The organism is Ruegeria sp. AM5, assembly GCF_056540645.1.
Window position 1 is genome coordinate 737,549 of record NZ_JBQFXC010000001.1, and the last position, 22,359, is coordinate 759,907.

At 56.1% G+C, this 22,359-nt stretch carries 23 protein-coding genes and 1 other RNA gene; 12 read left to right on the top strand and 12 right to left on the bottom strand.

Features of this window, described 5'->3' with window-relative positions; all coding sequences use genetic code 11:
• Positions 1-12: 12 nt before the first annotated feature.
• The 5 genes from ssrA to ACR0AH_RS03795 all read left to right on the top strand — a co-directional run bounded on the left by ssrA (position 13) and on the right by ACR0AH_RS03795 (position 3,626).
• Positions 13-359, top strand: a transfer-messenger RNA (tmRNA) gene (ssrA, locus tag ACR0AH_RS03775).
• 99 nt (positions 360-458) lie between these two features.
• Entirely contained in the window at positions 459-890 is a 432-nt protein-coding gene (locus ACR0AH_RS03780; protein WP_480590451.1) for an ester cyclase, read from the top strand.
• A 129-nt stretch (positions 891-1,019) separates the two neighbouring features.
• Complete coding sequence (locus tag ACR0AH_RS03785) at positions 1,020-1,835, top strand: chromate resistance protein ChrB domain-containing protein (protein WP_480590454.1); 816 nt, start codon at positions 1,020-1,022, stop codon at positions 1,833-1,835.
• Positions 1,832-3,082, top strand: coding sequence for a chromate efflux transporter (gene chrA / locus ACR0AH_RS03790; RefSeq protein WP_480590457.1), 1,251 nt, complete (start codon positions 1,832-1,834; stop codon positions 3,080-3,082). The genes ACR0AH_RS03785 and chrA overlap by 4 nt, the downstream gene beginning before the upstream one ends.
• 76 nt (positions 3,083-3,158) lie before the next feature.
• Positions 3,159-3,626 (top strand): ClpXP protease specificity-enhancing factor SspB, encoded by a 468-nt coding sequence (locus ACR0AH_RS03795; protein WP_170405597.1) that lies wholly within the window; start codon positions 3,159-3,161, stop codon positions 3,624-3,626.
• Between the two features lie 27 nt (positions 3,627-3,653).
• On the opposite strand, the gene ACR0AH_RS03800 is transcribed toward ACR0AH_RS03795, so the two are convergent.
• Positions 3,654-4,217, bottom strand: coding sequence for a hypothetical protein (locus ACR0AH_RS03800; protein WP_480590460.1), 564 nt, complete (start codon positions 4,215-4,217; stop codon positions 3,654-3,656).
• 207 nt (positions 4,218-4,424) lie between these two features.
• Between ACR0AH_RS03800 and fumC the strand changes: the two genes are divergently transcribed.
• From fumC to ACR0AH_RS03820, 4 genes are read left to right on the top strand one after another with little or no spacing between them, the layout of a single operon-like run.
• Positions 4,425-5,819 (top strand): class II fumarate hydratase, encoded by a 1,395-nt coding sequence (fumC, locus tag ACR0AH_RS03805; RefSeq protein ID WP_170421467.1) that lies wholly within the window; start codon positions 4,425-4,427, stop codon positions 5,817-5,819.
• Entirely contained in the window at positions 5,819-5,995 is a 177-nt protein-coding gene (locus tag ACR0AH_RS03810) for a DUF4169 family protein (RefSeq protein ID WP_170393154.1), read from the top strand. The genes fumC and ACR0AH_RS03810 overlap by 1 nt, the downstream gene beginning before the upstream one ends.
• Entirely contained in the window at positions 5,992-6,213 is a 222-nt protein-coding gene (locus ACR0AH_RS03815; RefSeq protein WP_480590463.1) for a ribbon-helix-helix domain-containing protein, read from the top strand. The genes ACR0AH_RS03810 and ACR0AH_RS03815 overlap by 4 nt, the downstream gene beginning before the upstream one ends.
• Positions 6,214-6,272: 59 nt before the next feature.
• Positions 6,273-6,875 (top strand): DNA-3-methyladenine glycosylase I, encoded by a 603-nt coding sequence (locus ACR0AH_RS03820; RefSeq protein WP_223118083.1) that lies wholly within the window; start codon positions 6,273-6,275, stop codon positions 6,873-6,875.
• Positions 6,876-6,887: 12 nt separating this feature from the next.
• Here ACR0AH_RS03820 and ACR0AH_RS03825 read toward each other — a convergent pair whose 3' ends face one another.
• The 4 genes from ACR0AH_RS03825 to ACR0AH_RS03840 all read right to left on the bottom strand — a co-directional run bounded on the left by ACR0AH_RS03825 (position 6,888) and on the right by ACR0AH_RS03840 (position 11,242).
• The gene (locus tag ACR0AH_RS03825; RefSeq protein ID WP_480590467.1) at positions 6,888-7,769 is read right to left on the bottom strand and encodes a fructose bisphosphate aldolase; all 882 of its coding nucleotides are present in this window, start codon (positions 7,767-7,769) and stop codon (positions 6,888-6,890) included.
• Positions 7,770-7,841: 72 nt separating this feature from the next.
• Complete coding sequence (locus ACR0AH_RS03830; protein WP_480590470.1) at positions 7,842-9,191, bottom strand: cytochrome P450; 1,350 nt, start codon at positions 9,189-9,191, stop codon at positions 7,842-7,844.
• Positions 9,188-10,402, bottom strand: a complete 1,215-nt coding sequence (locus ACR0AH_RS03835) for a hypothetical protein (RefSeq protein WP_480590473.1) — start codon at positions 10,400-10,402, stop codon at positions 9,188-9,190. The genes ACR0AH_RS03830 and ACR0AH_RS03835 overlap by 4 nt, the downstream gene beginning before the upstream one ends.
• A gap of 87 nt (positions 10,403-10,489) precedes the next feature.
• On the bottom strand, positions 10,490-11,242 hold the full coding sequence (locus ACR0AH_RS03840; protein WP_170393160.1) for a cytochrome c biogenesis CcdA family protein: 753 nt from the start codon (positions 11,240-11,242) through the stop codon (positions 10,490-10,492).
• Between the two features lie 105 nt (positions 11,243-11,347).
• Between ACR0AH_RS03840 and ACR0AH_RS03845 the strand changes: the two genes are divergently transcribed.
• Positions 11,348-11,581, top strand: a complete 234-nt coding sequence (locus tag ACR0AH_RS03845) for a sulfurtransferase TusA family protein (RefSeq protein ID WP_170393161.1) — start codon at positions 11,348-11,350, stop codon at positions 11,579-11,581.
• 57 nt (positions 11,582-11,638) lie between these two features.
• Here the strand turns inward: ACR0AH_RS03845 and ACR0AH_RS03850 are convergent, their stop codons facing one another.
• From ACR0AH_RS03850 to purC, 6 genes are all read right to left on the bottom strand, one after another.
• Positions 11,639-14,470 carry an Rne/Rng family ribonuclease gene (locus tag ACR0AH_RS03850; RefSeq protein ID WP_480590861.1) on the bottom strand — a complete coding sequence of 944 codons (2,832 nt, stop codon included), beginning with the start codon at positions 14,468-14,470 and terminating at the stop codon, positions 11,639-11,641.
• Between the two features lie 508 nt (positions 14,471-14,978).
• Positions 14,979-16,313 carry a sigma-54-dependent transcriptional regulator gene (locus ACR0AH_RS03855; RefSeq protein ID WP_170393162.1) on the bottom strand — a complete coding sequence of 445 codons (1,335 nt, stop codon included), beginning with the start codon at positions 16,311-16,313 and terminating at the stop codon, positions 14,979-14,981.
• Between the two features lie 11 nt (positions 16,314-16,324).
• Positions 16,325-18,103, bottom strand: a complete 1,779-nt coding sequence (locus ACR0AH_RS03860; RefSeq protein ID WP_370644429.1) for a sensor histidine kinase — start codon at positions 18,101-18,103, stop codon at positions 16,325-16,327.
• A gap of 36 nt (positions 18,104-18,139) precedes the next feature.
• Entirely contained in the window at positions 18,140-18,808 is a 669-nt protein-coding gene (gene purQ / locus ACR0AH_RS03865) for a phosphoribosylformylglycinamidine synthase subunit PurQ (protein WP_480590476.1), read from the bottom strand.
• Positions 18,809-18,834: 26 nt separating this feature from the next.
• Positions 18,835-19,065: a phosphoribosylformylglycinamidine synthase subunit PurS gene (purS, locus tag ACR0AH_RS03870; RefSeq protein ID WP_010439914.1), complete on the bottom strand. Its 231-nt coding sequence runs from the start codon at positions 19,063-19,065 to the stop codon at positions 18,835-18,837.
• Between the two features lie 100 nt (positions 19,066-19,165).
• Positions 19,166-19,921 (bottom strand): phosphoribosylaminoimidazolesuccinocarboxamide synthase, encoded by a 756-nt coding sequence (purC, locus tag ACR0AH_RS03875; protein WP_170393164.1) that lies wholly within the window; start codon positions 19,919-19,921, stop codon positions 19,166-19,168.
• A gap of 187 nt (positions 19,922-20,108) precedes the next feature.
• On the opposite strand from purC, the gene ACR0AH_RS03880 reads away from it, so the two are divergent.
• Positions 20,109-20,429 (top strand): DUF1476 domain-containing protein, encoded by a 321-nt coding sequence (locus ACR0AH_RS03880; protein WP_170393165.1) that lies wholly within the window; start codon positions 20,109-20,111, stop codon positions 20,427-20,429.
• Positions 20,430-20,550: 121 nt separating this feature from the next.
• Entirely contained in the window at positions 20,551-21,564 is a 1,014-nt protein-coding gene (gene bmt, locus ACR0AH_RS03885) for a betaine--homocysteine S-methyltransferase (RefSeq protein WP_480590479.1), read from the top strand.
• Positions 21,565-21,572: 8 nt separating this feature from the next.
• Here bmt and ACR0AH_RS03890 read toward each other — a convergent pair whose 3' ends face one another.
• Positions 21,573-22,349, bottom strand: coding sequence for an enoyl-CoA hydratase-related protein (locus tag ACR0AH_RS03890; RefSeq protein WP_480590482.1), 777 nt, complete (start codon positions 22,347-22,349; stop codon positions 21,573-21,575).
• Positions 22,350-22,359: the final 10 nt, after the last annotated feature.

Consider the following 22,359-nt stretch of genomic DNA (forward strand, 5'->3'; position numbering starts at 1 on the left):
CTTTAGCATTCCGGGTTTGCATCCGACCACGTCCTAACCTATATATGAGGGGTCCTTCGGGACTATGGACATAAACGCGCTCGTAATAAGCGGATCGGACCCGGGGGCGGTACCCGGCGGCTCCACCAACATCCTTCGTTTGAGGATCATGGGGCCGAAATAGGATCGACGAACGTCTAAAGGGGTTAGCTTTGTCTCGGCTGTCTGCCACCGTTACCGGCGAAACTAGTACAATTGCAAACGACAATCGTGCTCCGGTTGCAGTTGCTGCGTAAGCAGTAGCAAGACCGAAACTTAAGCCCTTGCGCCTAGCCGCGTAAGGCGGGGTTCGCAGGTACCTGGCAACAGAAACCTGCATTTTACCGATTATGTCTGCTCCATGCCCATAACTCACCTGGGATTCAGGGTTTATTCACTTCTCTGCTTCATCTTCCTGAACAAGCGACAGGAGGGCTGAGATGACGAATTCTGACAGGCTTAGGGCGTGGTATTCAGAGGTCTGGGAAAAAGGCAATACCGATGCAATCGATCAGTTTTTTGCCCCGGATACGATGGCCGAAGGGTTGATACCCGAAATGCAGGTTGGCGCGGACGACTTTCGCGATCTGGTCATGGCGTTTCGTCATGTTCTGGGCGAGATCACAGTCGAACTGCCGAAGATCATCGAAAATGGTGATTGGGTCTCTGGTATTCTGCATGTCCGCACCTTCCGGGCCGATAACGGTGCCCCGCTTGAAGTTACCGGACAAGTCATGGCGCGCTTCAAAGGGGACAAGATGGTCGAGGCCTATAATCAGTTTGATTTCATTACACTTTTTGAACAACTGGGGCAGTTCCCACAGGATACCCTTCCGGTTTGCATGACCGGGCAAAGGTTGGACTGGGCCTGATAAACTTGACCGCAAGCTTGACCCATCCCGCATTTGCGCGCTAGCAGAGGATCAAGGGGTAAGCTTGCGAACACCCCGTGAGGCGGCAGCCCAAGTTCGCATGTATCCAAAGCAATAAGGAAACATGCAATGGCTGCCCCCAATGCAATTACACCCCGACAACTCTTGCGCCTGATCGGTACGCCTCAGGCTCCTATCCTGTTTGATGTGCGCACAGATGGGGATTTCGACGATGATCCCTCCCTCATACCCGGCGCATTCCGAATGCCATATCAAAATGTTGATTGCATAAGAAATCATACCGGCGATCATTCTTGCGTAGTAATTTGCCAGAAAGGCAAAAAGCTGAGTCAGGGCGTTGTTTCATGGCTGCAGGCTGAAGGGGTGGTGGCAGAATTTCTGAAAGGTGGAATGTTCGCCTGGCGCGCTATGCCGGGCGCAATGGTCGTGCCTGTGCCTGCCCTTCCTGCAGTTGCAAAAGGCAACACGGTCTGGGTGACGCGGCACCGCCCCAAGATTGATCGCATCGCGTGCCCCTGGCTGATCCGCAGGTTTGTCGACAGGCGCGCTCGGTTCCTGTTTGTAGCACCGGATGAAATTCAGGGGGTTGCCGAGCACTTCGACGCCACACCCTTTGATGTTGAAGGAACTGATTGGAGCCATCGCGGCGACAATTGCACCTTTGACACGATGCTGGATGACTTCAAGCTTCGATCTGAGCCTCTGGACCGCATGGCCACGATCATACGTGCCGCCGATACAAACAGGCACGATCTGGCGCCTGAGGCCGCCGGGTTGCTGGCCCTTTCGGTCGGCTTGTCGCGCCAGTATCGGGATGACCAACAACAATTGCAGGCTGGAATGCACATCTATGATGCACTCTATCGCTGGGCGCGCGATGGCTCTAGCGAGACGCATGACTGGCCCGCGGGTCACGGCAGATGACCCCTTCATATCAAGAGTTGATCAGGGTGTTTGGGCGCATCGGGCTGCTGTCCTTCGGCGGCCCCGCCGCCCAAATTTCACTGATGCATCAGGAGCTGGTCGAAAAGCGCCCCTGGTTGGACGAACAGACCTATCTGCGCGCGCTTTCCTTATGCATGCTGTTGCCAGGTCCCGAGGCCATGCAGCTTGCCACTTATGCAGGTTGGCGGCTGCGCGGCGTGGCCGGAGGGTTAATCGCGGGCTGTTTGTTTGTAATGCCAGGTGCTCTGGTGATCGCGCTGCTGGTATTGCTTTATGCGGCCTATGGTACATTGCCTTTGGTTCAAGCCGGGTTCTTGGGCATCAAGGCCACGGTGATCATCATCGTCCTGCAAGCATTACGGAACCTTTCGAGGAAAGCGCTTACAGACGTCGAGCACCGGGTTATCGCGGGCCTAGCCTTTTTGGGGATCTTTGTCTTCAACCTGCCCTTCCCGCTAATCATACTGTGCGCTGCCGTTTGGGGATTCGTGACTTCGAAAGACGACAAGCCCGTTGCCGTTCAAACCAGCCCAACACTTGCCAATCCTGTTCGCACAGCGGTTTTCTGGCTTATTCTTTGGCTGGGGCCGTTGTTTGTTCTGTCTTTGAGCGGTCAGGAACTGCTCAGCGATCTGGGCTGGTTCTTTGCCCGCCTTGCGGTTGTAACTTTTGGCGGTGCCTATGCGGTGCTGGCCTATATGACCCAGACCGTGGTCGAAACCTACCAATGGATCAGCACGGACCAGATGATCGACGCGCTAGGTCTGGCCGAAACCACGCCTGGGCCACTGATTCTGGTGACTCAGTTTGTGGCCATGCTTAGCGGTCAGATTGCCGGAGGCGCCTCGCTGGCGTTTGCGGCGGGCATTGTCGCTTTATGGGCGACGTTTGTACCGTGTTTTCTGTGGATTTTTCTTGCAGCCCCGCATCTGGATAGAATCGCCGAGCGTCCGCGTCTTGGGGCCGCGATGCACGGAATCACAGCTGCGGTCGTCGGAGTGATTCTCAACCTCTCCGTGTGGTTCGGGCTAAACGTCTTGTTCACCTCAATTCCGGGGTGGCATTGGGGACCAGTTTCTCTCCCCCTACCCGACCTTTCGTCGCTTGAATTCAGCGCACTTGTGCTGACCGTTCTGGCTGGCCTGTTGATTTTCCGTATGAAATCCGGTTTAGCAACCACACTTGGTATCATGGTTCTGGCCGGACTAGGCATGCAGATTTTGTAATCAATACAGCCCAGCACAGCCTTTCGTTTCCGTCCGAATGAACTATGCTGGGATTAACCACTTTCGAGGATCAACCATGTCGCAAGACATCGACTACGGGAATCTGATGCACACGGCCATGCGAGGCCTGATCAAGACCGTCCTGACCGACGTGTCCGAAACCGGCCTGCCCGGTTCGCATCATTTCTTTATCACTTTTGATACACGGCATGAGGGCGTTGAGTTGGCCGATTGGCTGCGTGAGCGCTATCCAGGCGAGATGACGATTGTCATGCAGCACTGGTTCGAAAACCTCGAAGTCGGTGACGATGGCTTTTCGATTACGCTGAATTTCGGGGATGCGCCGGAACCCCTTTACATCCCCTATCTGGCGATCAAGACCTTCGTGGATCCTTCGGTTGAGTTTGGCTTGCGCTTTGAAAGCCCAGAAGACGAGGACGAAGAGATCCATGTGACGGAAGAAGCCCCGATTGAGCTTGAGGCCGAAGAGACGGAACCTCAGCATGATGCGGATGTGGTCTCGCTGGACAGCTTCCGGAAATGACCCAGAAAACCCCGCTTGATGCGGGGTTTATTCTTTTTGAAGGAATGTCTCGACCGAGCGCGACTTAACCCCATCGCGAAACCGGGAAAATGACAGGTCGAGCCCGCCATCAGCTAGTGTCCGGTCAAATTGCTGAAGCTCATAGCCACCGTTTTCGGCTATGAACAACGAAAACACCGTCAGAGTATCTCCTTCGATCCGCCCCCAAACAAAGGGTTCCCCTTTCATCGGGTCAAGCGGCACCTCATGGCCAAACACATTTCGCTTCATGGCCGCAGAATAAACATCGGGCCGATCCGAGTTTTGAAAATCAACCGAGTATTTCTCATCCTTGATGCGACCGTCGGCTTTGTAAGTCGTGGTGGTCCAACTCACGTTGAAGCCCCCTTTAATTTCCTGAATCGAAACGCTCATATCCCGAGGGGTCGCCGTACCATCCGCATCAACAACGTCGGCCGAACCGGTATAGTCACCCACGAACGGCTCGATTCCCGTCGCCTGAGCGTGTTGCACAAATACTGCCAGCCAAAAACTCGCGGCAAACAATAACGCAAGCGTATACAAAGGGCTTTTGAGAAGTGACACGCGCATGGTTGCCTCCGTCAGGGTTATTGTCCCATCTTAACTTTAGCCCGCCGACGTACAATGGCACTGTTTTCGCTAACAGAAATTATTTGTAGCTGTGCCGCGTCTATACCTTTGCGCGGCCCAAGTTTAAGGTGCGCTCAACTGGCCGATTGCGCCACAGCCTTGCTGCGGGTAAACGGCATACGACTGCATACCAGACCGGAGCGACCGATGTCTCAAACCCGCACTGAATCCGACAGCTTTGGCCCGCTTGAGGTGCCTGCCGATAAGTACTGGGGCGCGCAAACGCAGCGTTCGATCATGAACTTCCCCATCGGCTGGGAAAAGCAGCCCGTCGCCATCGTGCGCGCGTTGGGTGTGATCAAAAAGGCCTGTGCAATTGAAAACAAAGCCATCGGCAAGCTGGACGCCAAGATCGCCGACGCGATCATACAAGCGGCAGGTGAAGTGTTCGAAGGCAAGTTTGACGACAACTTTCCTCTGGTCGTATGGCAAACCGGCTCGGGCACGCAATCCAATATGAACTCGAACGAGGTCATTGCGAACCGCGCGATTGAGATTATGGGTGGCGAGATTGGCTCGAAAGATCCCGTTCACCCGAATGATCACTGCAATATGGGTCAATCCTCGAACGATACTTTCCCCACCGCGATGCACATCGCCACAGCGATGAGTGTGCGCGATGTGTTGATGCCCGGGCTTGAGAAGTTCGCCTCGGCGCTGGAAGCCAAGGCAAAAGAGTTTGCCGGTATCATCAAGATCGGCCGCACCCATACGCAGGATGCCACGCCGTTGACGTTGGAACAGGAATTCGGCGGGTATGCGCATCAAATTCGTCAGGGCATTGCGCGTGTAGAAGCTGCAATGCCCGGTATCTATGAACTGGCTCAAGGCGGTACTGCTGTGGGTACCGGTTTGAACACGCATGGCGGCTGGGATGAGGCTGTCGCCAAGAATATGGCCGATATCACCGGCCTGCCCTTTGTGACCGCGCCGAACAAATTCGAAGCTCTGGCCGCACATGATGCCATGGTCTTTTTGTCGGGCGCTTTGGCCACGATTGCCGGTTCCTGCTACAAGATTGCCAACGATATCCGTCTGTTGGGTTCGGGGCCCCGCTCAGGATTGGGTGAGCTTATCCTGCCCGAAAACGAGCCCGGTTCCTCCATCATGCCCGGAAAGGTGAACCCGACACAGGCCGAAGCGCTGACTCAGGTGGCCGCGCATGTGATGGGCAACGACGCAGCAATGAAGTTTGCAGGCTCGCAGGGCCATTTCCAGTTGAACGTCTACAACCCGATGATGTCCTATAACCTGCTGCAGTCGATCCAGCTGCTCGGCGATGCAACCGACAGCTTTACCGAGCGAATGCTGTTGGGCATCAAAGCCAACGAGCCACGCATCGACAAGCTGATGAAGGAATCCCTGATGCTGGTGACTGCTCTGGCACCGACAATCGGGTATGACAACGCCACGACCGTCGCCAAAACAGCGCACAAGAACGGCACAACACTTAAGGAAGAAGCCATTGCGTTGGGCTTTGTGGACGAGGCTACGTTTGATGCGGTTGTACGGCCCGAGCATATGATTGGACCCAAGGACTGATGGGTAAACCGGTTAACCTGAACCGGTTTCGAAAAGAAAAAGCGCGGGCTGAAAAAAAGGCCCGCGCGGATGCAAACGCTGCGAAACACGGACAATCCAAAGCCGACAGGACCGTTGTAAAGCTGCAGCAAGACCGGCAGCGCCGGGACCTTGACGGTCACAAGGTCGACGAATGAGTGGACGTCCTGTCAAACGCTCCCTGACCTTGCAAGGTCATCGAACATCCGTTTCGCTTGAGGATGAGTTCTGGCAAGCCTTCCGTGATATCGCGCGGGAAAAAGATATCCCAATCAATATCCTGGCGGCAAATATTGATGCAGAGCGCGACCCGGAAACCGGACTGGCTTCGGCCATTCGTGTCTTCATTCTGAAATGGTATCGTCAAACCGATTGAGTACTTGATTTCAAACAATCGCGCCGCTTATCTTCGCGGAGAACAAAAAGGGTACATTCATGAACGATTTGGCAACGGGCCCAGATGGAAAACCTCGGTGTTCGTGGTGCAACGCCGCCCCCGAATTCTTTGACTATCATGATAACGAATGGGGATATCCGGTTTCCGATGACAGACGACTGTTTGAGAAACTGTGCCTCGAGAGCTTTCAGTCAGGCTTGAGTTGGCGCACCATTCTGTCAAAACGCGAGAATTTCAGGGCAGCGTTTAGATACTTTGATTTTAACAAGATAGCAGAATTTTCTGATGCAGATATCAATCGACTTCTGCACGACAAAGGCATCGTGCGACACCGCGGCAAGATTGAAGCCGTGATCAACAACGCCCGCCGCGTGCAGGACCTAATCGCTGACGAGGGATCATTGGCCGCTTATGTCTGGAGGTACGAGCCTTCGGCGCCACCCGCCCCGCAAAGCGCTTCCACATCGAAAGAATCCATCGCGATGTCGAAAGATCTGAAAAAACGTGGTTGGAAATTCGTAGGCCCCACCACGATCTTTGCCTTTATGCAGGCCATGGGGTTGATCAATGATCACGCCAAAGGATGTGTCATGCGCGAAAAAGCGGCGCAATTACGCCGCGATTTCATCAAGCCCGAATAGATTACCCCGCGATCAGATCGAGGCGCGGTAGATATTGTCGATATTACCGCCGAGCGCTGCATTGAATTCTGCGTCAGATTGCTGTTTGGACAGCCCTTCGGTCAGTGCGCGCGAAAACGACGCGATCATCTTGCTGTTTTGGCCAAGCAGGTCGCAGGCCTGCTCGGTCGAGTATCCGCCGGACAGCGCCACAACACGCAGGACGCGCGGGTGATCCGCCACCTCATCATAAAGGTTGGCCTGGCTGGGTATGGTCAGCTTCAGCATCACTTCCTGACCCTCGACCAATTGATCCAGGTTCTTCAGAATTTCTGATTTCAGAATGTCCTCAGCCTCGGCCTTGGTTTCCGAGTGGATGTTTACCTCAGGCTCGACAATTGGGACCATTCCCGCATCAGTGACAACGCGTGCGACCTGGAACTGCTGCGCGACAACGTCGGCAATGCCCTGAGCATTGGCTTCGTGGATAACTGAACGTTCCTTGGTGCCAAAAACACCATCCGCCTTGGCCAACGTCTCAGCCAGCCCCGGAATTGGCTTCATCATCTGAACACCGTTGGCCTGATCCTCAAGCCCTTTGTCGATTTTCAGAAATGGTACGATACCTTTTTCGGACCACAGGTAATCCGCGACCTTCTTGCCGTCGATTTCTTCACCCAAGGTCCGTTCGAACAGGATCGCACCAATCACTTTATCCTTGGTGAAATCGTCAGCCAGAATGATCCGCGCGCGCATCTTCTGAATCTCGCCGAACATCTCTTCGTCTGATCCGTAGTCCGATGCTTCAACGCCGTACAAAGCCAGCGCTTTCGGGGTTGAACCGCCGCTTTGGTCCAGTGCTGCGATAAATCCTGCGCCTTCGGACATCTGCGCGCGCTGTTCTGCTTTCGACATAACTCAATCCCGTTCAATATGATTCCGCATTTTCAAACCGCATACAGCATGCCGAAGAGCGATGGTAGTTTGTTAGCGCTCAACCAAGCGCAACCAAATTCCGTCCTTCGATCTGACCGTCAAATGCGCGACCGGTACCGGCGTTTCGCCGTGAATTGTTTCGAATCGATAACGGCGCAACAGCATTGACAAGATCAAAGGCCCTTCGACCATCGCAAACCCCGCACCCGTGCAGACACGGGGGCCAGCCGAAAACGGAATATAGGCCTCGCGCTGGCATTTCTTTCCGTTCTCCGTCGTCCATCGTGTGGGATCGAAATCGTCCGGCCTGTCCCAAAGCCGCTCATGTCGATGCAAATGCCAGGGGCTCACAACGATCTGAGAGCCCTGCGGAACATCCCGATCACGGAAGCGTTCTGGGCATGTCGCCTCGCGCACCATCATCGGAACTGGTGGATACAGACGTAGAGCTTCGCGAAATACATCGCGGCTGAGTTTCAATTGGGACATGGTGGAAAAATCAGGCGTGTCCAGGGCCTGCGCTTCTTCAGCCAGTTTATCCTGCCAGTCCGGATACAGTGCCATCAAATAGAGCGTCCAGGCCAGCGCCGATGCGCTGGTTTCATGCCCCGCCAAAAAGAAGATGGCGACCTGATCGACCATTTCCTGCGCATCAAACCGGTCTCCGGTTTCCGGGTCTGTAGTCGTCATGATCTTGGTGGCCAGATCATCGGGGGCCGACCCGTTTTCGATTGCTATAGCGCGTTCATCCGTCAATCGGCTGATCAGATCCCGAATCTCGCCGGCGGTTTGGCGAGTTTTGCGAGAATGAAATCGGGGCATCCAGCTTGGAACCGGCACGAATGCGGCCAGGTTCAGCAAGGGCTGTTCGCGCTGATAGATTCGGAATTTATCGAAGACCTGCGCGGCAACCTCATGTTCGATAGGAACCGAAAACAGGGTACGGAAAATCACATCCGCCGCGACATGGCTTGTGATTTCTTCACATTCCACCCTCTGCCCAACTCTGCCTGAAAGCCGATCCGCACAAGCCTGCGCCGCATTTAACATTGCGGGAAACGTGTCTTTCAAACGTCCGCCTTCAAAGGCGGGATCAATGATCCTGCGCTGCCGTTTCCAGACTTCGCCATTGGTCAGGAACACGGACCGGCCCAATAAGGGGCGTAAGCCTTCGCTGATGCGATTTGATTTTGGAAACGCATCCAGGTGCTCTTTCAGAACTGCGCGGATCAGATCGGGTTGGTTGACCATATACGAGCGAAAGAACGGCGTTCGGAATTCAGCCATCCACGCTCGATATAGACGCTGGGGCTGAGCAGACAGCAAGTCTTGCCGAAACAGACGTAGATACCGCCACAGCGAGACCTTATCTGGTCGTGCTTCGGGCTTTGGGGGCGTCATGCTTCCACCGCGATGTATTTCGAAACAGCCCGCTCAATGCGCGATCGTGATGGGGCGCGCCTTTCAAACCGCTGTTTCAATGTTTCAGGACCTGCGGTGATGCGGAAATAGTCATAAAGTCCAGGTTGATCGAACGCACAAAGATATTGAAAGTGCAGGCGAAAAAAGCGCCAACGCAATTGCTGCCATCGCGCGTGGGACAGTGTTTGGGTGAAGGCCGCAGAAAGAACCAGCGGCCCGCATTTTTTGGGGCCAGCGACGCCGCTGACCGCGACCGGATCGCACAACGCAAACGCGCAGCCATCCCCTGGTGCAGAGACATCGATCCAAGTCATATCCGCGCGTTCGGACAGATATTTAAGATCAGCGCGAAGCGTGTGTGCCTGCGGTAGAAACGAAACCATTGGCACCACCTGCCCCAAGGTCAGAAAGGATAAGACTGGCTTATCCTGTATACCGCCCCGTCGTCGTAAAACATCTGCCAACACTGACACACCAAGATGGGCGCCAGAGCTGTGACCTACGACCAGCACCTCATCGGTGTCTGTGTCCAGCGTCTCTGTGATCAGGTCAGAAAACTCCCGCAGCCTCGATTGCAGAACTTGCGAATACGCGCCGTATAGCTTCGCCGAGTGGGCATAGTCATGCATAAGGTAATAAGCGAACAGTCGATTATCGATCTTTCGGAACGATTGCATCAGAGCATAGATTACCCCGGCAGCAGGTACCAAAGACCACCACCCAACGAGTGGTTTCAATACAGAGACTAAACCCCAAGCAATCAACAACGATGCAAAAAGCTGCAGCAGCAGCATTGCCACCGGGTATAGCGCCGCAATTACGGGCCCCTTGCGCAGCTGCATCAGCCGCCAAAGCGTACCGGTCGAGATATATATCCAGGCGGTTCTCGCCAGTTGCAGATAGGTTGCCGGTATCGATTGAGCCATGCTGTCACGCACGATATCCGACCAGACCAGAACCTGAACATCTGCATCAACAGGACTGCCGTCCTGCTGAGAAGTCACCTGCCAGCCGTAGGGACCTTCGCCCGTCCTAGCGCTAATATCGATCTGGTATCCCGATATCTCAGCCTGGGCGCCCCCCTCTTTGCGGTAGAGCTCTCGATATCGGCGCGGATGAATCGGGTCGTAGCCGGGAATGTAAAACACCCGGCGTTTGCGCACCTGCGGATTGGATTGCTGACTGCTCATTACCCGGCCCTCTGCGCCAAAGATTAGCGTAGCGTTGACGCCAAGGTAAGACCTGGCGTCTATCCATCCGCGTTTAAAGCCAGAGGGTTAACCGAGGTTTGCCAAAGCCGGAAATGTTTCCAGCAGCCACCAGCTGAATTCGGTGAACAAACCGGTGACAAGCATGATGCCAACAAAAAGCAGCAGCCCGCCCATCACCTTCTCGATTGTGCCCATATGCGGTTTGATGCGGTTCATAACCGCCATAGAGCGGTTCAGGAACATCGCAGCCAGCAAGAATGGAATGCCCAGGCCTGCCGCATATACGCCAAGCAATACGGTGCCACGCGTGACTGATGCTTCGGAGGCGGCCAGCGACAAGATTGCACCTAATTGTGGGCCGATACACGGCGTCCAACCGAAGGCGAAGGCCAGTCCCAGAATATATGCCCCGAACACAGATCCGCTGGAGTCACCCGTATCAACGCGTGCCTCACGATCCAACAAAGGAATACGGAACACGTTCAGAAAGTGCAGGCCAAAGACAATGACGACAGCGCCCGAGAGTTTGGCGAAAAGCACCTGATTCTGAAGAACAAACGCCCCAAAGACCGAGGCTGTAAAGCCTAGCAGCAGGAACACGGTCGACAGACCCAGAACAAAAAACAGTGCCGCCAGGGTCGCCTTGCGCCGCGCGCGCGCCTCATCCTGCATCTCGTTGATAGTCACACCGCTCATATACGCGAGGTACGGTGGCACAATCGGCAGCACGCAGGGAGATAGAAAACTTATCAACCCGCCCAGCATGGCGATAAACATGGCAGGCAGAAGGCCCGCGTCTATGATCTCAATTCCGAACATGACTCAGCACATAAGTTATCGCGCGGGTTTCGTCACGAGGCCATTCGGTCACATCCTCGTGGTTGCGCGCTGGACAGTATGGCTCGTTAGAAATATCTCAGCCCCATGACCAATGAGATTGAAACACTGGATGCGTTGGGATTGTTGTGCCCCCTGCCTGTTTTGAAGGCTCGGAAGCGCCTGAAATCCTTGCCTGCGGGGGGTATGCTGCGCGTGCTGGCCGATGATCCAGCCGCGATTATCGACGTACCGCATTTCTGCACCGAATCTGGCCACACACTTGTCTCGCAAGACACAGTGGATGGTCATCAGATATATGTGATCCAAAAATCGGCCTGAGGTTTCTTTGGAACGCACGCTAATGAAAAAAGGCGGGCCAGTTGGCCCGCCTTTTTCTTACTGTCCCAATGACCACCACCCTCGGCGCTTTGGCTTGGCCGGCGCGGGTTCGGGTTCGTCTGCCACTGCCTCCAAGACCGGCTCTGGGGTGGCAGCCTCAATGACTTCGGGTTCTGCTGCCACGGTCGATTCTTCGGCTTCTTCGGCAACCAGTTCAGGCGCTTCAGCAGATTCCTCTGGCACTTCTTTGGCGACTTCAGAAGCCGACGTTGCTTCGGCGATCTCAAGCTCTGATGGTGCATCAGCACTATCTGGCTCAGCGGCTGGTTCGATGCTTTCAGACTCATCGGCTGGCTCTTGCTGTTCAGCCTCGGCGGCCTTAGCATTGACCGGCTCTTTCTCCGGATCGGAGTTCGCATTATCCGCTTCGGTCTGCGTCTCGCTTGCTTCGACTGTGGCCTCAGTATCCTTTTTGCGTCGACGCGGTGCCCGGCGCTTTTTGGGTTTGGCCGCTTTCTCGGCATCTTCCTCAGCAACGGGCTCAGCCTCGGTCTGCTTGGCCTCGACGCTCTCAGCTTCGTTGCTCGCGTCGGTTACACTGTCAGCGTCAGACTCGTCCGCATTGCCATCCGGCGCGTCACCATTGCCCGAACTCTTCTTGCGCCGGCGCCGACGCCGTTTACGCTTGGGCTTAGTCTCTTCCTCGGTCTGAACCGCAGTTTCTTCTTCGTTTTCGTCCTCATCCGTGGCGTCGACCATATCCATCAGCGACGCATCAACCGATACCACCGGCGCAGTTGCTTCAGGAACAACGCGGCTAGCGGTCTTGAACTTCTCCATCGAGAAGTCGGGGCTGACCAAATGAACGTCCCCTTCGATCCGAACCGACAAACCATACCGCGCTTCGATCTGCGCGATGTGTTCGCGTTTCTGGTTCATCAGGAAGTTGGCGATGCTAACCGGGCAACGCACCAATACCTCACGCGAACGGCGGCGAGTGCCTTCCTCTTCAATCTGGCGAAGGATTGACAGTGCCATATTGTCGTCCGACCGGATCAGGCCGGTACCATGGCAAGACGGGCATGGCTGGGTCGTCGCCTCAAGCATTCCAGGACGCAGACGCTGACGGCTCATTTCGAGCAGTCCAAAGCCCGAAATCCGGCCCACCTGAATACGGGCACGATCCGTTTTCAGCTTGTCTTTCAGTCGTTTCTCAACGGCCGAGTTATTTTTGCGCTCGTCCATATCGATGAAATCGATCACGATCAGACCGGCCAGATCGCGCAGACGCAATTGGCGCGCCACTTCTTCGGCGGCCTCCAGATTGGTCTTCAACGCGGTTTCCTCGATCGAACCTTCTTTGGTCGCCCGGCCCGAGTTCACATCGATCGCCACCAGCGCTTCGGTCACGCCGATCACAATGTAACCGCCGGATTTCAGCTGAACCGTCGGGTTGAACATCCCCGCGAGATAGCTTTCGACTTGATAACGCGCGAACAGAGGCAGCGCGTCCTCATACCGTTTCACGTTCTTGGCGTGCGACGGCATGATCATCTTCATGAAGTCTTTGGCGATACGATACCCGCCCTCGCCTTCAACCAGAACCTCATCGATGTCGCGATTATACAAGTCGCGGATCGAGCGTTTGATTAGGTCGCCTTCTTCATAAATTTTCGCAGGCGCAATGGATTGCAACGTCAGCTCGCGGATCTGCTCCCACAGTCGTTGCAGGTATTCATAGTCGCGCTTGATCTCTGATTTTGTCCGCTTGGCACCCGCCGTACGAACGATCAGACCCGCGCCCGTGGGCACGTCGATTTCAGCGGCAATGTCTTTCAGTTTCTTCCGGTCAGCGGCATTGGTGATCTTGCGGCTAATTCCGCCGCCCCGTGCGGTATTGGGCATCAGTACGCAGTACCGACCCGCCAAAGACAGATACGTGGTAAGTGCCGCACCCTTATTGCCGCGCTCTTCCTTGACCACCTGCACCAGCAGGACCTGACGCACCTTGATAACTTCCTGAATCTTGTAGCGGCGCGGGCGTGGCTTGCGCGGAGGACGGATATCCTCGCTATCGTCTTCGTCCGCCACCGACTCGATGGTATCGTCTTTCGAAGCCGCGTCAGCGCTTTTGCTTTCTGTCTCGCCATGCGCCTCGGGCTCATCACCAGAAGCCTCCGCCTCTTCTTCGTCAGACTTGGCTTCGACCTCATTCGAAGGTTCTTCTTGGTCGGTATCAGTTGCTTCGACAGGTGCGTCTTCCGCTACCTCAGCAGTCTCTTCTGGCGCTTCCGCCTGCTGATCTACATCTTCGGACTCGGCTTCTTCGGTCGGAGCTTCTTCAGCAACAGGCTCGGCGGCATCCTCAGGCTCTTCCACCGGCGTCTCGGCAACGATTTCCATCGGAGACGTCCCTTCGGGCACCTCCGTCTCTTCACCGTCATCCAGATCGATGGTTTCCATTCCGGTCGGCTCTGAGGAAACCTCCAGCGTCTCAACCGGATCGTCCGTCTTGACGTCAGCGGCCTTTGAGCGCGAACGCGACCGGCGCTTCTTGGGCTTTGTTTCCTCGGCCTCATCCCGCGCCTTCATCGCCTCGGCATAGGCGCGCTCTTCCTCCATCAGCGCCTCGCGGTCAGCGACGGGGATCTGGTAGTAGTCGGGATGTATTTCGGAAAACGCCAGAAACCCGTGCCGGTTCCCGCCGTAATCAACAAATGCCGCCTGTAGCGACGGCTCAACCCGTGTTACTTTTGCAAGATAGATGTTGCCAGCAAGCTGGCGTTTGTTTTCGGATTCAAAGTCAAATTCCTCAACCTTGTTTCCGTCGACCACCACAACGCGGGTTTCCTCCGCGTGGGTGGCATCGATAAGCATTTTCTTAGCCATGTGTCCTTGGTGCACCGCGCCAAACGCGTTGTCCTGACCCGTCCAGGCGGACAGGCGCTTTTGGGGAGGTGTCTTGTACGGGCGATATCGGACGGCGCGCGGCAGGGTCTGGCGCTTTGGCCCCCTGCCCGTATACTCAATCGTTGCGCGCGCGTCATCGCGGTTCTTCTCCGACAGGCGCATCTATATGCGGCCCGCCCATTTATTCCTTTCACCCGCATAGACGGGTTCAGGCGTTCATCTGCCCCATTGGGGCATAATCGGTCTGCCGCGCCGCGCGGGATCTATCCTCACCATCAGCTCAGCAGCGAAACTCAAAACACGGGGCTTGCAGGCACAAAAAACCCGGCCCGTTCGATCACAATAAAAGCAGTCCTGTGGAAAAGACAATGGGCAAACTGCATCGCGACCCAAGAACGCGCCGAAGAGTCCCTTCATCTGTTCAGAAATATCCAGGGGTTGAATTGAACCGCAGGCTCAAGAGGGGGGCCAGCCCCCTCCTCCACCTTCACAGGTAATCCGAACGCTGCAACCCGTACTTCGCCATCTTTTCGTTCAGTGTCCGGCGTGGCAGGCAGAGTTCTTCCATCACCGAGGCGATCGATCCCTTGTGACGGCGCATCGTATTGTCGATCAGCATCCGCTCGAAGGCTTCAACATATTCCTTCAGCGGCTTGCCTTCAGTTGTCATCACAGGCTGCATCTCTTCGTGATCCGACATCAGCAGCGAAGCAATTGTCCCCGACCCGCGCCGCGACTGCAGCACCGCACGCTCAGCAATGTTGATCAACTGCCTCACATTCCCGGGCCACGGGGCCTGAAGCAGCTGAGCCGCTTCCTGCGCACTGACCTGAGGCGCGTCGCAGCCATATTCCTCTGCGAACTGTTCGCTCAGACGGGTGAACAGCGTCAGGATGTCCTCACCCCGCTGTCGCAGCGGAGGCATGGTGATGCGCAGCGCCGCCAACCGATAGAACAGATCGGGACGCAATACATCTTCTGAGGTTTTGCCCGCTTCCTGCAGGTTCGAAATCGCAACGATCCGCGTTTCCGCAGGGGTGCCCTGCTCATTCATAACGCTCAATAGACGGGCCTGCAGCGTGTCGCTCAGCGCTTCGACATCCTCGAGTACTAGCGTACCGCCTCGGGCCTCTTCGATGGCGGGCAATTGTGTGTCCTCGGGCAGCATCGGACCAAACAGGCGCTTTGACAGCGCTTCTTCCTCTAGTGCTGCGCAGGAAACCAGGACGAATTTCTTACCCGCCCGGCTACCAACCGCGTGCAATGCATGCGCCACCAAAGTCTTTCCGGTTCCGGTTTCCCCATCGATCAGGACATGACCATCCGCCTGCCCTAGATCCAGAATATCTTCACGCAACCGCTCCATGACGGGGCTGGCACCGATCAGCTTGTTCATGATCTGCGTACCGCCAGACAGCTCACGCCGCAGGGCTCGGTTGTCGAGCGTCAGACGACGCGCATTGCTGGCGCGTTTGGCCAGTTCGGACATGCGATCGGGGTTAAACGGCTTTTCAAGGAAATCGAACGCCCCGACACGCATCGCCTCTACGGCCATTGGCACGTCGCCATGTCCCGTGATCATGATCACCGGTAGCGTGCTATCGGCCCCCATCAGCTTTTTCAGCAGTTGAATGCCATCCATTCCCGGCATCTTGATGTCAGAAATCACGATCCCGGGGTATTCTGGCCCCAAGACCTTGAGCGCATCCTCGGCGCTTGAAAAGGTTTCGGTGTCGTACCCCGACAAAGCCAGCCACTGGCTGATCGACTGGCGCATGTCCTGTTCATCATCCACGATGGCGATTTTCATGGCCTGTGCCATAGTCACTTCCTCTATTCCGCGGCCTCAAGGCCGTCGCTTCCCAATATGGGCAATTGCATCTCAAACACCGCGCCACCCTGTTGGCCGTTGCGCGCGGTCAGCCGTCCGCCATGGTCGTTCACGATCCCGGACGAGATGGCAAGCCCCAGACCAACGCCGTCCCCCGGGCGTTTGGTTGTATAAAACGGCTCGAACAGGTTTTCGATATCCTCGATCCCGTGGCCATTGTCCCGCACGGTCAGTACCGCAGTTTCACCTGCAGCGAGAATGATCTCGACATCCGGCTCATCCACAGACTTGGTCGCATCCAGCGCATTGCGCAAGAGATTGACCATAACCTGTTCGATCCGCATCCGATCACCCATCACTATAACAGGTTCTTCGGGCAAAATCTGGGTTATCTTCACATGCCGCTGACGCAGCTGCGGTTCCATCATCGACAGGGACGAGGCCAGCGCTTCGCCAAGATTTACTGGCGAAAACGCATCTGCACCTTTGCGCGCATAGGATTTGAGTTGGCGCGTGATCGCTCCCATCCGCTCGATCAATCCGTCGATCCGCCCAAAGCTGGCTAACGCCTCTTCGGGTCGGTTTCGACGCAAAAGCAGACGCGCGCCGGCCAGATAAGTTTTCATCGCAGCCAGAGGTTGATTTAACTCGTGACTGACTGCCGCAGACATCTCTCCAAGTGCTGCCAGTTTTGAGCTCTGGGCAAGGGTTTGTTCGGCAACTTCCAGCGTCTTTTCAACACGTTCACGCTCAGCGATTTCCCGCTGCAGCCTTACGTTCAATGCGCGAAGCTCCGCCGACTCGCGCTGGAACAAGGTCATGCGCAACGTCGCTCTGCGGCTGAGCGCATAGAAGGTCAGTGCCAGAAGAATCGCAAAGGCCATGATCTCAAGCGCCAGAACGCTGTTCACCCGCTCGCGGATCGACGAATAGGTGGTGAACGAGGTCATTTGCCAGCCCCGGAACGGAATGCGGGTCTCCATCCGCATCACAGCCTCGCCCTGAAGATAGGCATCGGGGGGCAAAGCGCTCCAATCGGTTGTGGCTCGGATTGCGCGCTGAATCGCGTTCTGAGGGGGCTGGCGCAACATGGCACCGCTTTCATCTAGACCTCGCCACTGAGGCTCGGTCGAGAGGATGATCGTACCAGTGCTGTCTGTGACCATCACCGCGTCAGAAATACCAGCCCAGGCGCGTTCAAATTTCTGCAAATCAACTTCGACTACGATCACGCCAAGGATCTCTGCATTCGCCTCGATTCGCCGCGAGTAGACAAAGCTGTAACCGCCGGATTCACGTGGAATGACCGAGAATATAGTGGCATTCGACCGGATAGCATCGATGAAGTAAGGCGAGTTCCGGTGGCTTTCCTGCAACCGGTTCCGGTCGGTTGCAGCACGTGTCAGGCCATCCCCATCCAGCAAAACCAGCGAGGCCGCCCCGATTTCTTCAACGAAAGAGATCAGACGCTGGCTAGACAGCGTGTAATCGCTGGATTGCAGGGCCGAAATCAGGGTGGGGTCACGGGCAAGCAACTGCGGCACGATGGCGTTGCGCCGCAACTCACTCAGCAGGTTGCCGGAATACAAGGCTAACCGCAGTTCGGCGCGGTTTCTGGTCGATTCGGTGAAGCGACTGGTTAGCAGACTGTTGGTGATCCACACTGTGGCGACGGTAGCAAGCAGCAACAAAAACACGGCAAGACGCAGCCGCCAGCCCATAGGCGCGCCGCGAAACCGGTTCAGAAACCCTTTGCTGTCTGCTTGATCTTCCGCGCTCATGTACTGACGCTACGCGTCTCGACTGATGACCTCAAGTCACGCGGGCGTCAGCACCCTGGCCAATGCGCGGAAGAGCGCCGTCCCGTCAGTGCCTCCGTGGCCCGAATCCGCCGCTCGTTCTGGGTGGGGCATCATGCCTAACACGCGCCGGTTGTGCGATAAAATCCCTGCAATATCGTCGCGCGAACCATTGGGATTTTCGGCATATGTGAAGGCAATGCGATCCTGATCCTTCAACTCGGCCAAGGTCTCATCGTCTGCGAAATAATTGCCATCGTGATGCGCAATCGGGATATCGATCACATCCCCGGCATTGTATCCTTCAGTAAAGGCGCTATCGCTGGTTTCGACCTTGAGTCCGATCGTTTTGCAGATGTATTTCAGACCGGCATTGCGCAACAGCGCGCCAGGTAGAATTCCGGTTTCGGTCAGAACCTGAAAACCGTTGCAGATGCCGACGGCATAGCCACCACGCTCGGTATGCGCGGCCAGCGCTTTACAAATGGGCGATTGCGCCGCAATCGCGCCGCAGCGCAGATAATCGCCGTAAGAAAACCCACCCGGCACACCGACGATATCTATACCCTCGGGCAGCGCGGCATCCTTGTGCCAGACCATATCGACGGAAAAACCGGCCTGCTCGAAGGCAACAGCAAGATCACGATCGCAGTTGGAACCGGGGAAAACGATGACGGCTGCGCGCATGGCGGACCCTCCTAGGTCAGAGAAACTTAGAGCAGTTCGATCTCAAAGCGTTCGATGACCGTGTTGGCCAACAGCTTTTCGCACATCTTGGTTACGTCCGCCTCGGTCGCGCCGTCTGCCAGTTCCAGATCGATCACCTTGCCCTGACGGACACCTTCGACCTGATCAAAGCCCATCGCACCCAATGCGTGACGCACAGCCTCGCCCTGCGGGTCCAGAACCCCGTTCTTGAGCATCACATGCACACGTGCTTTCATTTTCGAGAACTCCACTGATGGACCGCGCATCGATCCGTTTCGTTGGGCGCGGGATACCCCGCTTGGGCTTGTCGGACAACCCTGTCGATATGAGACAGGATCAGTTGATCAGCGTTGGTTTTGTGACATTGCTTTTGGGCAGAACGCCAAGACGGCGGGCGACCTCAGAATATGCATCAGTCAGACTACCCAGATCACGGCGGAACACATCCTTGTCCAGCTTCTGACCGGTTTCGATATCCCATAGACGGCAGCTATCGGGGCTGATTTCGTCCGCAATGATCAGTCGTTGGAAATCGCCTTCGAACACGCGCCCGATCTCGATTTTGAAATCGACCAGACGAATACCAACCGCCAGCATCACGCCGCTCATGAAATCATTAACGCGCAGTGCAAGGCTCAGGATATCGTCCATATCCTGCTGGCTCGCCCAGCCGAATGCCGCAATGTGCTCTTCGGTCACCAACGGATCACCCAGCGCATCGTCCTTGTAGCAGTATTCAACAATCGGGCGCGGCAGTTGAGTACCCTCGGCGATACCGAGGCGTTTGGACATCGATCCGGCGGCATAGTTGCGGACGATCACTTCCAGTGGAATGATCTCACAATTCCGCACAAGTTGCTCCCGCATGTTCAGACGGCGAATGAAGTGCGTCGGAACTCCGATCTGGGCCAGACCGGTCATGAAGAATTCGCTCAACCGGTTGTTCAGAACGCCCTTTCCATCGATCACGTCTTTCTTCTCGGCGTTGAAAGCTGTGGCGTCATCCTTGAAGTACTGCACGATGGTGCCCGGCTCGGGACCTTCATACAGGATCTTGGCTTTACCTTCGTAAATCTTCTTGCGACGCGCCATGAGCGACCTTTCCAGTCTGGGGAAAGGGAATGAGTCCCTTCACGTTGGCGCCCTCATAGTGCAAGCCCCGCTTTCCCGCAAGTTCGCAACCCCGAGAGGCTTTGACGCAGCGCAAATACCTTGCGCACAGGGCGTCGTATAGTCATATCATCAGAAAAGAACATCTAACCCAAGAGGTCCCCAACCAATGACCACATTCGACGAACGTGAAGCCGCGTTTGAAAACAAATTCGCTCATGACGAAAAGATGCAGTTCATCGCTCGGATGCGCCGCAACCGATTTATGGCCGTATGGGCCTCGGCGCTGAAGGGCGAGACCGTGGAACAAGCCCGTAAATACGGGCAGGAACTGGTTCATACCGATCTGCAAAATGTCAGCGAAGACGATGTTGTCGAAGCGGTCAAAGGCTACCTCGGCGATCTCGCGGATGAGGCTAAAATCCGCGAGAAGATGGTCGAACTTCTGGTCGAAGCCAAAGAGCAGGTGATGGCAGAAGCCGAGTCCTGATGCCTGAGCTGCAAAACTCATGATCTTCATGAGTTTTATGAATTTGATTTGACGCCCCGGTCGTGAGACACGGGGCGTCTCATATTTTTACGGGCTGTGGCCCCAATTTTGGAATACTCCAATGACAAACGCGCTCAGCAACCTTTTGGAAACCGTCGACGTCATTCTGGCGGATGGCGCGACCGGGACGAACCTGTTCAACATGGGCCTGCAATCAGGCGATGCGCCGGAATTGTGGAACGTCGATGCGCCTGACAAGATTCGTGCTCTGTATCAGGGCTCGGTCGATGCCGGCAGTGATCTGTTTTTGACAAACACATTTGGTGGAACAGCCGCGCGTTTGAAGTTACACGAAGCCCAGAACCGCGTGGCCGAGCTGAACCGTACTGGCGCTGAACTGGGTCGCGAAGTCGCTGATAAAGCAGGCCGCCCAATCATCGTGGCCGGATCCGTTGGTCCGACCGGCGAGATCATGGAACCTGTCGGTAGCCTCTCACACGCCGAAGCCGTCGAGATGTTTCATGAACAAGCTGAGGCATTGAAGGCCGGAGGCGCAGATGTTCTGTGGCTTGAGACCATAAGCGCGCCGGAAGAATTCCGGGCTGCGGCAGAAGCGTTCGCTCTGGCAGATATGCCGTGGTGCGGCACCATGAGTTTTGACACGGCTGGCCGCACAATGATGGGTGTTACATCTTCTGATCTCGCAATGATCGTGGAAACTCTGCCCAATCCTCCGGTTGCGTTCGGGGCGAATTGCGGCACTGGTGCCTCGGATATACTGCGGACGGTACTTGGGTTCGCTGCCCAAGGAAACGAACGTCCACTGATTTCCAAGGGCAACGCAGGGATCCCGAAATATGTGGACGGTCATATCCATTATGATGGAACGCCTGAACTGATGGGCCAGTACGCCGCCATGGCGCGCGATGCAGGTGCAACGATCATTGGCGGTTGCTGTGGCACTATGCCTGCGCATTTGCGCAAAATGCGCGAGGCGTTAGATAACGGTCCGCGCGGCGAGCGCCCGACCCTGGATCAGATCGTATCGGCGCTTGGTCCGTTTACCTCAGCCTCAGATGGCACTGGGGACGAGGCCGTTCCCGAACGGCGCACTCGTCGCCGCCGCCGGGCCTGATTGAATGATCAGCGCCCTTCGAATTTCGCAGGGCGCTTTTCAAGAAAGGCTACGACGCCTTCGGCAAAGTCTCGGGTACGTCCGCATTCGCCCTGCAGGTGGGCTTCGGCCGCAAGTTGCTGAGGTAACGTTCTATCGTAAGTTCCCCGGATCGCTTGTTTGATCGCGCGAAACCCAGAGGTTGGGCCATTCGCCAAATACGCAGCTCTCTTGCGCCAATGAGCGTCGAACTCATCATCTGCAACCGCTTCCCAGATCAATCCCCATTCATCCGCCTGGCGCGCGCTGATCTTGTCTGCAAACAACGCTGCACCCATCGCTTTGGCAAACCCCATCTGACGCGGCATGAACCAGGTGCCGCCTGCATCGGGCAGCAGACCGATCCGAGCGAAAGCTTGCAGGAAATAGGCGCTTTCGGTTGCGATCACCACATCCGCGCAGAGCGCCAAGTTGGCCCCTGCCCCGGCTGCTGGCCCATTTACCGCCGCAATTGTTGGTACCGGGCAATCATAAACTGCCTCAAGCATCGGTTCGTATTCGTCCCGGAGTGCGCGTTCGAGATCGATCTTGCCTGTGCTCGACGCGTCGCCCAGGTCCTGACCCGAACAGAAGGCGGGTCCTGTCCCCGTCAACACGATCGCGCGCGCACGGCGGGCCGCGTCTTTCATTGCGTAGGTGATTTCGGCCCGCATCTGCGTCGTCAGTGCATTCATCTTGTCCGGTCGGTTCAACGTCAGAACCGCCAGATCATCGGCTATGTCCAGAAGGACTGCTTCGTATTCCATGCAAAACCTC

Excerpts from the sequence above, each read along its gene's own strand:
- purS (WP_010439914.1), bottom strand. The coding sequence starts at position 19,065 with ATGAAAGCACGTGTGCATGTGATGCTCAAGAACGGGGTTCTGGACCCG.
- bmt (WP_480590479.1), top strand. The coding sequence starts at position 20,551 with ATGACAAACGCGCTCAGCAACCTTTTGGAAACCGTCGACGTCATTCTG.
- ACR0AH_RS03830 (WP_480590470.1), bottom strand. The coding sequence starts at position 9,191 with ATGACGCCCCCAAAGCCCGAAGCACGACCAGATAAGGTCTCGCTGTGG.
- ACR0AH_RS03810 (WP_170393154.1), top strand. The coding sequence starts at position 5,819 with ATGGGTAAACCGGTTAACCTGAACCGGTTTCGAAAAGAAAAAGCGCGG.
- ACR0AH_RS03880 (WP_170393165.1), top strand. The coding sequence starts at position 20,109 with ATGACCACATTCGACGAACGTGAAGCCGCGTTTGAAAACAAATTCGCT.
- ACR0AH_RS03785 (WP_480590454.1), top strand. The coding sequence starts at position 1,020 with ATGGCTGCCCCCAATGCAATTACACCCCGACAACTCTTGCGCCTGATC.
- ACR0AH_RS03840 (WP_170393160.1), bottom strand. The coding sequence starts at position 11,242 with ATGTTCGGAATTGAGATCATAGACGCGGGCCTTCTGCCTGCCATGTTT.
- chrA (WP_480590457.1), top strand. The coding sequence starts at position 1,832 with ATGACCCCTTCATATCAAGAGTTGATCAGGGTGTTTGGGCGCATCGGG.
- fumC (WP_170421467.1), top strand. The coding sequence starts at position 4,425 with ATGTCTCAAACCCGCACTGAATCCGACAGCTTTGGCCCGCTTGAGGTG.
- purC (WP_170393164.1), bottom strand. The coding sequence starts at position 19,921 with ATGGCGCGTCGCAAGAAGATTTACGAAGGTAAAGCCAAGATCCTGTAT.
- ACR0AH_RS03780 (WP_480590451.1), top strand. The coding sequence starts at position 459 with ATGACGAATTCTGACAGGCTTAGGGCGTGGTATTCAGAGGTCTGGGAA.
- ACR0AH_RS03835 (WP_480590473.1), bottom strand. The coding sequence starts at position 10,402 with ATGAGCAGTCAGCAATCCAATCCGCAGGTGCGCAAACGCCGGGTGTTT.
- ACR0AH_RS03850 (WP_480590861.1), bottom strand. The coding sequence starts at position 14,470 with ATGGCTAAGAAAATGCTTATCGATGCCACCCACGCGGAGGAAACCCGC.
- ACR0AH_RS03845 (WP_170393161.1), top strand. The coding sequence starts at position 11,348 with ATGACCAATGAGATTGAAACACTGGATGCGTTGGGATTGTTGTGCCCC.
- ACR0AH_RS03855 (WP_170393162.1), bottom strand. The coding sequence starts at position 16,313 with ATGGCACAGGCCATGAAAATCGCCATCGTGGATGATGAACAGGACATG.
- ACR0AH_RS03860 (WP_370644429.1), bottom strand. The coding sequence starts at position 18,103 with ATGAGCGCGGAAGATCAAGCAGACAGCAAAGGGTTTCTGAACCGGTTT.
- ACR0AH_RS03795 (WP_170405597.1), top strand. The coding sequence starts at position 3,159 with ATGTCGCAAGACATCGACTACGGGAATCTGATGCACACGGCCATGCGA.
- ACR0AH_RS03800 (WP_480590460.1), bottom strand. The coding sequence starts at position 4,217 with ATGCGCGTGTCACTTCTCAAAAGCCCTTTGTATACGCTTGCGTTATTG.
- ACR0AH_RS03825 (WP_480590467.1), bottom strand. The coding sequence starts at position 7,769 with ATGTCGAAAGCAGAACAGCGCGCGCAGATGTCCGAAGGCGCAGGATTT.
- purQ (WP_480590476.1), bottom strand. The coding sequence starts at position 18,808 with ATGCGCGCAGCCGTCATCGTTTTCCCCGGTTCCAACTGCGATCGTGAT.
- ACR0AH_RS03890 (WP_480590482.1), bottom strand. The coding sequence starts at position 22,349 with ATGGAATACGAAGCAGTCCTTCTGGACATAGCCGATGATCTGGCGGTT.
- ACR0AH_RS03820 (WP_223118083.1), top strand. The coding sequence starts at position 6,273 with ATGAACGATTTGGCAACGGGCCCAGATGGAAAACCTCGGTGTTCGTGG.
- ACR0AH_RS03815 (WP_480590463.1), top strand. The coding sequence starts at position 5,992 with ATGAGTGGACGTCCTGTCAAACGCTCCCTGACCTTGCAAGGTCATCGA.